Here is a 12,085-nt window from a genome sequence, read left to right as displayed (position 1 = left end):
ATGTGGGTCGTCAAGCTGGGCGGCAGCCTGCAGGAGGACGCGCCGCAACTGCGGCGCTGGCTGGAGCTGCTGGGCTCGCTCGGCCGCGGCCGGGTCGTGATCGTCCCCGGTGGCGGGCCCTTCGTGGAGCAGGTGCGTCAGGCCCAGGCGGCCTGGGGCTTCGACGACCTGGCGGCGCACAACATGGCGATCCTGGGCATGGGGCAGAGCGCGCTGCTGCTGCGCGCGCTGCAGCCCTCGCTGCAGCTGGCCGGGCGCGACGCCGACATCCGGCGCGCGCTGCGCGCGGGCAAGACGGCGCTGTGGATGCCGCTGGAGCTGCTGCGCGAGCACGCCGACGAGCTCACCAGCTGGGACGTCACCTCCGACAGCCTGGCGCTGTGGCTGGCGCTGCGGCTCAATGCCGAGCGGGTGGTGGTGGTCAAGAGCTGCGCGCTGGACCCCTCGGCCGGTGTGCAGGCGCTGGCCGATGCCGGCGTGCTCGATGCCCGCTTTGCCGCCATGGCGGCCGGCGCGGGTTGCGGCGTGGACGTGGTGGAGAAGGGCGCGCTGGAAGAGATGCGGGCGCTGCTGGTGGGCGGCTGCCGCCACGCGCCGGCCTGAGCCCGGCTTGAGCAAGATCACCGGCTCCGGCAAAAAATTGCACACCGGCGATACGAATTGTCACTGCGACTCCATAGACTGCGGGACCTGCCGATAGCCTGTTCAGACACCCCGCGTGTCCGACCCGGCTGGGCACGACCGCACCGGCCATCACACCAAACGAACGAAGCGCTCGTCGGAGCCATCACGCCTGCTTATGGACATTGCCGCCCTGTTGACCCTGCTCGCTGCCACGATCGGCGTGGGCGTCGTTGTCGTGCGCAATAACCGCAAGACAGACCAGATCCTGGAGCAGCTGGCCGAGCTGAAGCTGCTGATGACCACGGGGCACACGGTGGCGCCCGTGACGCGCGACGGCGCGGAGCCCGGCCATGAGCCGAGCCGGCAGGACGTGCCGTCCAGGCAGGTGGAAGACCTGTCGGCCGAGGAGCTGCAGCCCACCCACCTGTACTTCTGCACCGGCGAGGGCAAGGTGATCCTGGGCATCCGCAAGATCGAGCGCCAGCGGCTGGCCAGGTACCACAAGAGCGACCTGGGCCTGGCCGAGAGCCGGCTCGGCGACATCAGCGGCCTGCTGCAGGCGGTGCCCGCGGTGCTGACCCATGCGAACCTGGTGCAGGGCAGCCACATGGAGGTGCTGATCAACGGCGCGCTGGCGGCGTCGCGGCCCGGCGAGGCGCTGATCTCCATGGTCAAGGGCGCCAACGGCCGCTACTTCGAGCAGGCGCGGCTGCGCAACTCGCCCAGCCTGGGCCGGCTGTCCTCGGACCTGGCGGCCTCCATCGCGTCGGCCATCGCCGCGCAGCGCTACCTCGAAGGCGTGGACAGCCGCCTGGAGAGCTTCAAGCTGACGCTGTCGGAGCTGCGCGACCCGGCCAGCACCGAGCGCAAGCCCGACATCGCCGAGGCCATGACCTACCTGAAGGAGAAGGCCCTGCCGGCGGTCATGCGCGGCGAGTACTCCACGGCGCTGACCGAGGAGCTCGACGGCATCGAGTCCAAGCTCATCGGCGTGATGCGCCACCTGGTGCGCCAGCACAACGCCCTCATCAGCCAGACCAAGCACGTGAAGTACGCGCAGGGCGTGGACACCGAGGACACCTTCAAGCTGCTGTCCGAGCACATCAAGAAGATCGATGCGACGCGCAAGCAGTACGTGATCAGCGTGCGGCTGCGCGCGATGTGCTGCCAGTTCCTGTTCATGTTCGCGCAGGACACGAGCCGGCTGGAGCCGCGCAAGGGGGCGATCGCCGAGGCCACCGAGGCGCCGGAGATCGCCGGAGATTTCGACGCCACGCTGCAGACCATCCTGCACCAGCTCGACAACCTGGACACCACGCTCACCGACGACAAGACGCTGGCCCATCGCCGCGCCGCCATGCGGACCTTCGCGCAGAACACCTTCGAGAACGCGCGCACGGAGCTGGTGGTGATCAAGGAGGAGCTGGATCGGCTGCCGGAGCTGCGCGCCTCGCTGCAGAAGCCCGTGCGCTTGGCGGTGCGGCTGGACAAGGGGCAGCTCCAGGCTTTCGACCTCAGCGAAGCGCCGCCGCCGTCCCCCGCGCTGGTGCGGCAGCTGGCGGCCGTGCCCGAAGGAGAGGCGGACGACGCCCCCGCCACGCAGCCGCCGCACACGCACACCCGCGCGCCGGCCGAAGCGGTGGAAGCTTCCTGAGGCGACTCACATCCCACACGGGCCCGCCGGCCGGCAGGCCCGCATCCGACGCCCGCGGTATTCCCCGCACCCGGCCGGCAGGCGGCGCCAGGCCTGCCTTTTCCCGAACGCCTGAACGCTGCTGGCCGGCGCCGTCACCACGGCAGGCTCATCAGGTCCGAAAAAAATGCCTCGCCAAGGGCGAGGCATATAAACCGGCTTCAGGCCGGAGGGGTTCGGTGGAACGAACTTATTGGCATCGGGACACCGGAGTTACCAGCGCCCGGAACGGAAAACGCGGCTATTTTCCCGGCCCCGGTGCCCGCCACATTGCTGTGGCTCAACATCGCGCTCGATGCTCAACGCTCCAGCATCCGTCCTGATTTCCGCCTCGGCGACCAGCGCTGCGCAGATGCGCACCGACACCACGGGCTGCGGCCGATGGCGGCCAAAGAAAAGGCATGAAAAATGGCTGAGTGCGGCGGCTATGCCACAATTCCCATATCCTGAATATAGTATTTAAATACTTGCAGCATGGCGCCAATATCAAAATATCCGGCTCTCGAAGAAAGCAGCGCGATAAAACGCCTGAACGCCATGCTGATGCGCAATTTCGGTGGCTTCAAAGGTTTGCTGCGTCTACTGCTGACCCAGGCTGATTATGTGCTGGGCCCGGCCGTGAAATTCACCCGGCCCGATCTTTCAAAGGTGGATCGCCTGGTGTTCGTCTGCCTGGCCAATCTCAAGCGCAGCGCCTTCGCCCAGGCCGTCGGCGTCCAGGCCGGCCTGAATGCCGCCTCGTTCGGGCTACAGGCCCAGACCGGGCGCAGCCCCTCCGCGCGCAGCGTGGATATTGCCGGGGAACTGGGCTGCCCGATCGGCAGCCACCAAGCCACGAACCTGCCGGATTTCGAGCCCGCCGCCGGTGACCTGTATCTGGTGATGGAATCGCGCCACGCCTATCACCTGGTGCGCCAGGGTTTTCCGCCCGAGCGCGTGGCCTTGCTGGGCCACTGGGCGCGGCCGCAGCGGCTGCATATCCAGGACCCTTACCGGATGGACGACGATTACATGCGCAGCTGCTTCGCGCTCATCCGGTCGGCAGTGCTCAATCTCGGCCGCGAATTGCGGCAATTGGGCCGGGTGCCCTACCGGGCTCCGGCCACGCCGTAGTCGTGGCCAGCGCAACACTATTTGGCAGCGAAATCCCGCACCAGGGCCTGTACCCGCTGCGGCACCAGTTCTCCACCGCGGCCCTGCTCACAGGCGGCGCTGCGGAAACCCGCGAAATCCGGCGCCAGCTCGCGCAGCAGCGGCACATGCGGGAGCCGCAGCGCCCCGGCCACGCCGGCGAGCTTGCCGGCGCCGCGCACGCGTGCAATGAAATGCGCCACGGTGGCGGGGTCCAGGCAGTCGAACAGGCTGCCGGCCAGCTTGTCGGCCGTGTCCAGCATCAGCGCCGGGAAGGGCAGCCAGCACGCCAGCGCCAGCAGCGCCTCGTCCAGCCCCTCGTCGGCCAGGAACACCGGCACCACCGTGGCCGGGCTGCCGGCCAGCGCGGCCAGCAGCGCGGCGGCGCCATCGGCGCGCGGGATGCCGACCTTCACGATGTCCACGCCGCAGGCCGCAGTGGCGCGCACCCGCTCCAGCACCTCATCGCGCGCGTCCACCGGCCAGTCGCCCACCGTGGCGCTGACCACCTGCCCATGCCCCGCACCGCGCAGCGCCTGCACCACCTCGTGCACCACGTGCAAGGGCAGCGCGCCCAGCGCGCCGCTGCCGGGCTCCTTGAGGTCGATGAGATCCACACCGCAGGCCACCGCGGCCAGCGCCTCGTTCACGTCGCGCACGCTCACCAGCACCTGCACGCGGCCGTCCACGGCCTGCAGGCGGGACGGCCGGGCCGCCGGAGCTGCATCGGGTACGCCCGCAGCGTCGTCATTGAACTCCCGTGCCGCCATCACGCCGCCTCCCGTGCGCGGTGGCGCGCCACCGCCTCGCACAGCCAGCCCCAGGCCTCGTGCTCCTCGGAGCCGGCGGTCTTGTCGATGGCGATCTGCAGGTAGCGCATCTCGCTCTCGATCTTGTCGCGCGGCAGTAGGTGCAGCCGGCTCACCAGCACCGCGCCTTCCACCACCGCGGCCTGCGCGCGGTTGAAGCCGCGGAAGTCGCCATGGCGCGCCTCGTGCACGCGCGCCATGCGCAGCACCGGGCGCTGCGCGTCGTCCTGCTCGTCCACCAGTTGCAGCTCCAGGTGCGACAGCGCAGCTTTCAGCCGCACGCCGGCGATGCGTTCGGCCGGCACGGTGGGCCACTCGCGCCGGCCGGTGACGCAGCCGGCGAACACCCGCGTGTCCACCACCACGTTGAGCACGGCATGGCCAGTGCTCAGGATGTTCTGCAGCGTGGTCGAGGGTTTGAAGGGCATCAGCACCACCTCGTCGCCGCGGTAACGCACGCCCAGCGGCGCCAGGTGCGGCTGCCCTTCGGGAGAGACGGTGCTCACCACCGTCTCGAAGATCTGGTCGTTCATGTCTTGTCGTCCTTGCGCAGCGTGGGGCCCGGCGCGCACCAGGCGTCCAGGTCCTGCGCGGGCCGCTCCACCGCGCAGCCCCAGTCCAGCGACTGGTCCTGCACATAGCGCTTGCCCAGCTGCCACGCGATCTCGGCACGCGCCAGCTCCACGCCCATGTAGAAGGCGTGCGCGGCGTCGTGCTCCAGTTTCAGTTGCGGCCACAGGCTGAAGGCGTCCTGCGCCAGGTGGTGGCCGTCGCGGTTGTAGACGTGGATGCCGTCGCCGGCGACCTGCACGCGGAAGTTCGGGTCGCGCACGCCGGCCGCGGTCTGGCGGATCTCTTCCGGCGAGTCGGGGAAGGGCCGCTTGGCGTGCACCGTCATGAGCTGGTCGGTGAGACCCTTGGGCAGGCTCTGGATAGCCACCGCCGCGTGCATCAGGCGCCGCGCCGCGTCGGCCTCGCGCACGGCGCGGCGCGCGTGGCCGCTGACCTGCGTGGTCAGGATGCCGCTGGCCCGCAGCTCCTCGCACATGCCCAGCAGCAGCGCGTTCATGCCCGAGGTGTCGGCCTCGGTCAGCTCGGTGACGTTGCCCACGCCGACCAGGATGTCGATGTCCGGAAAGCGGTCGCGCAGGCGCTGGTAACGGCAGACGGATTTGGTGAAGCCGAAGGGCAAGGGATCGAGGATGGAATCGGCCAGGAAGGCGCGGCCCTTGGCCCGCATCGCCTCGATGGCTTGCGCCAGCGACTCCTCGTCCTCCGGCGTGCGCGGGATCAGGACCGGCGTGCTCGCCACCTCGTCGGCGATCCACAGCGTGTCCAGGTTCAGGCTCAGCAGATAGTCGGCGCCGGCCCGCCCGCCGCGCAGCAGCTCGGCGCTGTCCTGCGAATCGACGCTGACCCGGTAGCCCGCGGCCTTGAGCGCCTGCACGCTCTCTTCCAGGTGCGGGAAGGGCGTGGCGGGCAGGCCGCCGAGGTCGATCACGTCGGCGCCGTCGGCGGCATAGGCGCGGGCGCGCTCCAGGATCTCTTCCACGCCCAGGCGCGGCGCGTCCACGATCTCCGCGAAGATCGCCACCCGGTAGCTGGAGAGGTCCACCGGCTTGGCCTGACGGTTGAAAAAAGCGGGCAGGTCCTTCAGCTCCTCGGGGCCGCGCTGCACGGGGATGCCAAAGTGGGCTTCGAGCGCGTGCACGTCGCCGCGGCAGCGGCCGGGCAGCAGCAGGCGGTCGGCGGCGCGCGGCGCCTCGCCCTCGCGCTCGGTACGCACGGGCGCAGTGACGCGGCGGCGCACCATGTCGGCGGTCATGAGCCCGGCCACCTGCAAGCCGATCTCGCGCACTTCCCAGGTGAAGGGCGGGTCCATGCCGGCGATGACGCGCTCCAGCGCGGGCTGCGCCAGGCGCCCCGTCAGGAAGACGATGTGTTCCATTCCAGGGACAGTTCCCGCAGGCGACGTGACAGTGCCGCTTCCAGCTCGGCGGGCGAGCACACCACGCGGCAGTGGTCGATGCCGCGCAGCCGCTCCACGTTGTCGAGCTCGATGCGGCGCGGGTGCAGCGTCACCCACTCGTGCGGCGCCTTGGTGATGACGGTGGGCTCGGTGTCGCAGGCGAAGACGATGCCCGGGATGCCCAGCTTGCCGGCCTGGGCAAACATGTTCGTCGGCAGGGTGTCGGAGATGCCGAAGGCGCACTTGGCCACCGTGTTGCTCGTGGCCGGGGCCACGATCACCGTGTGGTAGACGTCCGAATACAGCATGCCCACCGGCACCGAGCTGGCGCTCTTGTCGCGGAACAGCTTGTGCCGCTTGCGCAGCGCGTCCAGCGTGAAACCGTACTGCGCCAGCACTTCCTCGGCCGCGGCGGAGAGGAACAGGTCCACCGCCGGCAGCCGCGCCGCCAGCGCCATGCTTTCTTCGAGGTAGTGGCCCGAGCCGGTGACAGCGAAGGCGAAGCGCGAGCGCGGCGGGCCGTCCGGCGCGACCAGCGCTTCGTCAGGGCTCAGGCTGGGGTCATCCGACGCGCTGGGAGACGGCGATCTGGAGCTTGTGGAGCTTGCGGTAGAGGGTGTTTCGGCTGACATCGAGCGCCTTGGCCACGTTGCTGACGTTCCAGCGGTGCTGTTCCAGCAACTGCAGCAGCACCTGCCGCTCGTGGGACTGGATCAGGTTGAGTCCTTGCGGGACGGGATTCTCGGGCGGGGCCACCCCCGCCACGGCCGCAGGCGCCGCGGCCGCCGCCATCTCAAGCAAGGGCGAGGCCAGGGCCGGCGCCGGCGTGGCCGCGGGCTGCCCGCGCAGCGAGGGCAGGTGCTCCAGCCCGACCGGGGCGCCGTCGGCCAGGGCCACGGCGGCGCGCAGCACATGGCGCAGCTGGCGCACGTTGCCCGGCCAGCGGTGCGTCATCAGCAGCTGCTCGGCCTCGGGGCGCAGCGTCACCGGCCCGCCGTTCTCCTCCTGCAGGATGCGCTGGATCAGCTCGCGCTTGTCGCTGCGCTCGCGCAGCGCCGGCAGGTGCAGCTCGATGCCGGCCAGCCGGTAGTACAGGTCCTCGCGGAAGCGGCCCTGCGCCACGAGATCGAGCAGGTTGCGGTGGCTGGCGCTCAGCAGCTGGAAGTCCACCGGCAGCGTCTCCTCGGTGCCCAGCGGCGTGACGCGGCGCTCGTCGAGCACGCGCAGCAGCCGCGCCTGCAGGTCCAGCGGCATGTCGCCGATCTCGTCCAGGAACAGCGTGCCGCCGTCGGCCTGCAGGATCTTTCCGCGGCGCCCGTTGCGCTGCGCGCCGGTGAAGGCGCCGGCGCGGTAGCCGAACAGCTCGGACTCGATCAGGCTCTCCGGGAGGCTGGCGCAGTTCACGGCCACGAAGGCGCCCGGGGCGCGCGGGCTGCGCTCGTGCAGCGCGCGGGCGAATACCTCCTTTCCCGCGCCGGTCTCGCCGCGCAGCAGCAGCGGCGTGCCGCGCGCCAGCACGCGGCTGCCGGTGTGCAGCTGCTGCACCAGCTGCGCGTCGGACAGCGCAACGCTGGGCGCGGAGGGCGCCTTGGCGGGCGGCCGGGCCTGCAGCGCGGGCGTGCCCGTGCGCGGCGGCTGGGCCTCGGTGGCCGGGCAGCGCGCCACGGCGAAGAAGCGGTGCGCGCCGTTGACGCGGTACACCGGCACCGGGTGGAAGGAGGCGCCGCGGCTGCGCTCCAGCAGGTCGTCCAGCGTGGTCTGGAACACCTCCTCCACGCGCCGCCCGCACAGCGCCTGCGGCGACTCGGCGCCGAGCTGGAACAGCGCGCTGCGGTTGGCGGCGCGGATGATGCCCTCACCGTCCAGCGCCAGCCGGCCCTCGTGCAGCGTGTGCACCAGCTCCGGCCGGGTGTGGAAATGCACGGGGTGGCTGTCGCGGTAGCGCAGCTCGAGCAGGCGGTTCTCGATCATGCGCGCCGTCATCCCCAGCAGCACCAGCACATGCTGCTGCTGCAGCGCCGAGCGGCTGGTCACGTCCAGCACCGCCACCATGCGGCCTTCGGGATCGTGCACCGGCACGGCCGAGCAGGTGAGCGAGGTGAGGCGGGTGAAGAAGTGGTCTTCCTGGCGCACCGACACCGGCTCGGCCAGCGCCGCGCAGGTGCCCATGCCGTTGGTGCCGGCGGCGTCCTCGCTCCATTGCGCGCCCACGGTGAAGCCCATGGGCTCCAGCTCCTGCGCGAACTCGTGCGAGGACACCAGGTGCAGGATCACGCCGTCGCCGTCGGTGAGCACCACCGCCGTCTCGGTGTCGGCCAGTTGCTGGTAGAGCGTGCTCATCTCCAGCCGCGCGGCCTCGATCACGTCGCCCAGGCGGCGGCAGCGCAGCGCCAGCGCGCTGCGGTCCAGCAGGGGCGGATGCGGCTCAGCGTCGGGATCGAGCCGGTAATCGTTGAGGCAGCGCGTCCAGGATTGCGCCACCTGCTCCTGCAGCCCGGTGCGCATGCCCTGCAGCACGGCGCCCAGCACGCGCTGCCCATGTCCCGCGGCTGCCAGCAGGCCTTGTGTCATGTAGTGCTCCTTCTTCTCGGGCTCCCCCTTCGGAGGGCCCCGGTCGGGGGGCATTGTGCGGTGCCGCAGCAGCAAGGCCCGCGTCAGGAATTGCCCGTGGTAACCCGGGGAAGTGCGCCAGAACGTGACAGTGCGCGGGCGTCCCAATTGCCGGGACTGAAAGGCCTCCTGCCGGTGACTGGCGCGCAACTTGCGGAGGCGCGCCCTCTCACTGCCAAGAAGTCTGGAGACCGCACCGATGTCCGCCCTCATGCCCTTGTCGCCCCTGCCTCGCCACGACACCACCGGCGCCGCGCTGGACTTGGTGTTCATCGAAGGCCTGACCATCCCGACCGTGATCGGCATCCACCACACCGAGCTGCACGACCCGCAGCCCGTGCGCGTGGACGTGGCGGCCGGGCTGCCGCGCGCGGCAGCCTGCGACAGCGACCGCATTGGCGACACCATCGATTACGCCGTGCTGCGCGAGCGGCTGCACCGGCTCTTCGCCGAGCACGAGGTGCAGCTGCTGGAGGCGCTGGCCGAGGAGATCGCGCGCATCACCGTCTGCGAGTTCGGCGCGCACTGGGTGCGCGTGGCGCTGGCCAAACCCCGCAAGTTCGAGGACCTGCGGGGCGTGGGCGTCGTGATCGAGCGCCGCGCCGAGGATTTCAAGGCCGCCGCCGCGCCCAGCCGCACCGGCGCGCGGGTGCTGTCGCTGATCGGCGAGGGCATGGTGCCGGGGCGCGGGCAGGCGGACTGAAACGCCAGGACACAAAAGGCCCGTGGCGCTTGTGGCGCCACGGGCCTTTTTCACATCCCCGCCGGGTGGCGGGGAGGATGGTTGGCGGCCTGCTTCAGCCGGCCGCGAAGGGGTGGGCCGAAGAAGACTTCTTGGAGACGACTTCCTGGGCGCTGGGCTCGTTGCGCACGGCGCGGGCGATGGACTCGCGCGTGGCCCGGTAGTTGAACTCCTGGATCTTCTTGTCGTCCTCGGCCTGCCAGTGGATGAACACGCCGACGCAGATGAACAGGTTGTCGGCCTCGTCGGCCGGGATGGTGCCGTCCTCGACGCTGTCGGCCACCGCCATGGCGACGCCGCGCTGGGCCGGACCGAACATCTGCACCGCCTGCTTGGCGCCCTTGATCGTGACCTTGTTGAACATCACGGTGGCCGGCTTGGCCATCAGGTTGGGCGCGACCACCGCCAGCAGCGACGTGAAGCCTTCCTTGTTGTTCACCAGCGCGTTGGCGAAAGCGGTCTCCGCCGGGGAGCCGCGCGGGCCGATGATCAGGTCGATGTGGGCGACCTCGTTGCCATCCCCCACCAGTGATTCGCCGACGAGCATGCGGTCGATTTTTGCCATGGGTCAGTCTCCATGAGAGTTTCGCGAGCAACGCCGCGGACGCGGCGCTTCATGACATCAATCACGATCCGTGCCACCGCCCGCGAGCCCGGCCAGCAGCGCGGTGGCCACGGCCAGATCGGCGCTGGTGCCGGGGTTGATGCCCCGGGATTTCAGTGCCTCGTCCCAGGCGGCGAGCGTTTCCGCCAGCGCCGCCGGGCCCTCCTGCCGCAGCCGCGCCTCGATCTCGGCCGCGCGGCGCAGGACAGTCTGTGCCACCGCTGCACCGTGCTTTCGAACAATGTGTGAATCGGGCCAGCGCGCCAGGAAGGCCAGCCAGGCGCGCAGCATCCCGTCCCGCGCATTCGCGCCGGCCCGGAACGCGGGCAGGCCGGTGTGGAACAGGTCGTCGAAGCCCTGCGCGTACTGGCGCGCGATGCTGTCGCGCTCCGCCGCCAGCGCCATGGCGGCGCGCAGGTCCAGCGTGGGCGCCTCCTTCACGTCCTGCGCCTCGGCGCGGCCCAGCCCGCCGGGGTTGGCGGCGGCGATGCCGCGGAACGCATGCGCCGCGTCCTCGATGTCCAGCCCCCGGAGCACGTCCCGGACGGCGGCGTGCAGTTCCTCGGCGTCTCGGTAATGGGGCGCACGCTCCACCGCCGCGGCGATGGGCGCGCACAGCAGCACGATGCCCAGGTTGGTGTTGCAGCCGGCCACGGCCAGCGTGGCGCGCACCGCGCCCTCTATGCGCCGCCCCACCGACAGCCCCGGCGCGAACAGCGCCTCCTGCGCCGCGGCGGCGCTGTCCAGGAACTGCCGCGCCTGCATGCCGTGGCCGGCCGAGAACACGCTGACATTGCCGGGCTTGCGCACCTCGACGTCGAGGCGGCAGGCGGCGAGGAAGGCGGCGCGGGCGCGGGTGAGGGCGACGGGAGGAGAACTCGGTTCGGTCATGGGTGTAGGGGTGTCACGGGCGGGGTGACAGGTTGTGGCGTTGGCGGAAAAGCAGCGCGACAACCCCCTCACGCACTCCGTCTCCCCACCGCCGCCGCCACCTTCCGGTCGATGAGGTCGTCCACGATGGCCTGGGCGATGTCGAAGCCCGTCACCCGCTGCAGCCCCTGCCAGGCCGCCACGCCGTTGACCTCCAGCACCTGCGGCCCGTCGGGCGTGGGGATGAGGTCCACGCCGGCGTAGTCCAGCCCCAGCGCCTGCGCCGCGCGCACCGCGGGTTGCGCCAGCGCCGGCGTCACCTCGGCCGCCTCGCAACGCGCGCCCTGCGCGAAGTTGTGCACCCAGTGCGCGCTCACGCGCCGCATGGCGGCCACGGCCCGGCCGCCGATGACCAGCACGCGCCAGTCGAAGCCCGGCGCGCTCATCGGCGGCACGAAGCGCTGCAGGTAGGCCAGGCCGCCATAGGGCGCCAGGTCCGGCAGCGGCACGAACGTGCCGTCCACCTGGCCGACCAGCTGCAACCCCTTGCCCTGCGAGCCGAACAGCGGCTTGAGCACCAGCGCATGCCCGGCCGCCGCCTCGCGCAGCACGATGCGCTGTGCCTGCGCCGGGCACTCCGTGCTCCAGGCCGGCGGCGAGGCAATGCCCGCAGCGCGCAGCAGCAGGCTCGTCATGGCCTTGTCCACGCTGCGCTCGATGGCGCGCGCCTCGTTGTAGACCGGCACGCCCAGCGCGGCGAGGGCGTGCAGCAGCGTCAGCCGCTGGGTGACCTGCTCGAAGCTGCCGGTGGCGATGCCGCGCACGATCACGGCATCGGGCAGCTCGCGGCCGAAGCCCGGCAGCACCAGCCCGTGGCGCGAGGCGTGCGTCGCCACGCCGCACTGCGCCAGGTCCAGGCAGCGCACCAGCGCGGCCCCGCGCGCCAACAGCGCCCGGCGCAGCCGCCGCACGTGCCAGCCGGACTCGTCGCTCATGAGCGCGACGCGCAGGCCGGTGGTGGTGGGCCTCAGGA

General features: G+C 71.0%; 12 protein-coding genes. 4 read left to right on the top strand and 8 right to left on the bottom strand.

From position 1 onward, the window contains the following. From HHL10_RS12715 to HHL10_RS12705, 3 genes are all read left to right on the top strand, one after another. Positions 1-603, top strand: coding sequence for an amino acid kinase family protein (locus tag HHL10_RS12715; RefSeq protein WP_169160735.1), 603 nt, complete (start codon positions 1-3; stop codon positions 601-603). A gap of 214 nt (positions 604-817) precedes the next feature. After that, a complete protein-coding gene (locus tag HHL10_RS12710) occupies positions 818-2,278 on the top strand; it encodes a hypothetical protein (protein WP_205833015.1) in 1,461 nt (486 codons plus the stop codon). A 576-nt stretch (positions 2,279-2,854) separates the two neighbouring features. Next, positions 2,855-3,430: an arsenate-mycothiol transferase ArsC gene (locus HHL10_RS12705; RefSeq protein WP_169160733.1), complete on the top strand. Its 576-nt coding sequence runs from the start codon at positions 2,855-2,857 to the stop codon at positions 3,428-3,430. A gap of 17 nt (positions 3,431-3,447) precedes the next feature. Here the strand turns inward: HHL10_RS12705 and HHL10_RS12700 are convergent, their stop codons facing one another. Genes HHL10_RS12700 through HHL10_RS12680 form a run of 5 tightly spaced genes read right to left on the bottom strand, consistent with a single transcriptional unit; the run spans position 3,448 to position 8,797 of the window. Next, a complete protein-coding gene (locus HHL10_RS12700; RefSeq protein ID WP_169160732.1) occupies positions 3,448-4,218 on the bottom strand; it encodes a (5-formylfuran-3-yl)methyl phosphate synthase in 771 nt (256 codons plus the stop codon). Further along, positions 4,218-4,790, bottom strand: a complete 573-nt coding sequence (locus HHL10_RS12695) for a DUF447 domain-containing protein (protein ID WP_169160731.1) — start codon at positions 4,788-4,790, stop codon at positions 4,218-4,220. Before HHL10_RS12695 ends, HHL10_RS12700 begins: the two co-directional genes overlap by 1 nt. Next, positions 4,787-6,205, bottom strand: coding sequence for a DUF6513 domain-containing protein (locus HHL10_RS12690; protein ID WP_169160730.1), 1,419 nt, complete (start codon positions 6,203-6,205; stop codon positions 4,787-4,789). The genes HHL10_RS12695 and HHL10_RS12690 overlap by 4 nt, the downstream gene beginning before the upstream one ends. Continuing rightward, the gene (locus HHL10_RS12685; protein WP_169160729.1) at positions 6,184-6,858 is read right to left on the bottom strand and encodes a flavoprotein; all 675 of its coding nucleotides are present in this window, start codon (positions 6,856-6,858) and stop codon (positions 6,184-6,186) included. The genes HHL10_RS12690 and HHL10_RS12685 overlap by 22 nt, the downstream gene beginning before the upstream one ends. Beyond that, on the bottom strand, positions 6,788-8,797 hold the full coding sequence (locus HHL10_RS12680; RefSeq protein WP_169160728.1) for a sigma-54-dependent Fis family transcriptional regulator: 2,010 nt from the start codon (positions 8,795-8,797) through the stop codon (positions 6,788-6,790). Before HHL10_RS12680 ends, HHL10_RS12685 begins: the two co-directional genes overlap by 71 nt. A gap of 238 nt (positions 8,798-9,035) precedes the next feature. Between HHL10_RS12680 and HHL10_RS12675 the strand changes: the two genes are divergently transcribed. After that, positions 9,036-9,539 carry a dihydroneopterin aldolase gene (locus HHL10_RS12675; RefSeq protein ID WP_169160727.1) on the top strand — a complete coding sequence of 168 codons (504 nt, stop codon included), beginning with the start codon at positions 9,036-9,038 and terminating at the stop codon, positions 9,537-9,539. Positions 9,540-9,633: 94 nt separating this feature from the next. On the opposite strand, the gene fae is transcribed toward HHL10_RS12675, so the two are convergent. The 3 genes from fae to HHL10_RS12660 form a co-directional block, all read right to left on the bottom strand. Then, positions 9,634-10,143, bottom strand: coding sequence for a formaldehyde-activating enzyme (gene fae, locus HHL10_RS12670; protein WP_169160726.1), 510 nt, complete (start codon positions 10,141-10,143; stop codon positions 9,634-9,636). A gap of 57 nt (positions 10,144-10,200) precedes the next feature. After that, entirely contained in the window at positions 10,201-11,073 is an 873-nt protein-coding gene (locus tag HHL10_RS12665; RefSeq protein WP_169160725.1) for a triphosphoribosyl-dephospho-CoA synthase, read from the bottom strand. 68 nt (positions 11,074-11,141) lie between these two features. Further along, positions 11,142-12,062, bottom strand: coding sequence for an ATP-grasp domain-containing protein (locus HHL10_RS12660; protein WP_259373250.1), 921 nt, complete (start codon positions 12,060-12,062; stop codon positions 11,142-11,144). Between the last annotated feature and the right edge of the window lie 23 nt (positions 12,063-12,085).

The organism is Azohydromonas caseinilytica, from assembly GCF_012927045.1.
Taxonomy (GTDB): domain Bacteria; phylum Pseudomonadota; class Gammaproteobacteria; order Burkholderiales; family Burkholderiaceae_C; genus Azohydromonas; species Azohydromonas caseinilytica.
This window is presented reverse-complemented; position numbering and strand designations above follow the sequence as displayed.

What these genes read in the sequence shown, in the direction of transcription:
- HHL10_RS12715 (WP_169160735.1), top strand. Translation starts at nt 1, where the DNA reads ATGTGGGTCGTCAAGCTGGGCGGCAGCCTGCAGGAGGACGCGCCGCAA.
- HHL10_RS12705 (WP_169160733.1), top strand. Translation starts at nt 2,855, where the DNA reads ATGCTGATGCGCAATTTCGGTGGCTTCAAAGGTTTGCTGCGTCTACTG.
- HHL10_RS12700 (WP_169160732.1), bottom strand. Translation starts at nt 4,218, where the DNA reads ATGGCGGCACGGGAGTTCAATGACGACGCTGCGGGCGTACCCGATGCA.
- HHL10_RS12695 (WP_169160731.1), bottom strand. Translation starts at nt 4,790, where the DNA reads ATGAACGACCAGATCTTCGAGACGGTGGTGAGCACCGTCTCTCCCGAA.
- HHL10_RS12690 (WP_169160730.1), bottom strand. Translation starts at nt 6,205, where the DNA reads ATGGAACACATCGTCTTCCTGACGGGGCGCCTGGCGCAGCCCGCGCTG.
- HHL10_RS12685 (WP_169160729.1), bottom strand. Translation starts at nt 6,858, where the DNA reads ATGTCAGCCGAAACACCCTCTACCGCAAGCTCCACAAGCTCCAGATCG.
- HHL10_RS12680 (WP_169160728.1), bottom strand. Translation starts at nt 8,797, where the DNA reads ATGACACAAGGCCTGCTGGCAGCCGCGGGACATGGGCAGCGCGTGCTG.
- HHL10_RS12675 (WP_169160727.1), top strand. Translation starts at nt 9,036, where the DNA reads ATGTCCGCCCTCATGCCCTTGTCGCCCCTGCCTCGCCACGACACCACC.
- fae (WP_169160726.1), bottom strand. Translation starts at nt 10,143, where the DNA reads ATGGCAAAAATCGACCGCATGCTCGTCGGCGAATCACTGGTGGGGGAT.
- HHL10_RS12665 (WP_169160725.1), bottom strand. Translation starts at nt 11,073, where the DNA reads ATGACCGAACCGAGTTCTCCTCCCGTCGCCCTCACCCGCGCCCGCGCC.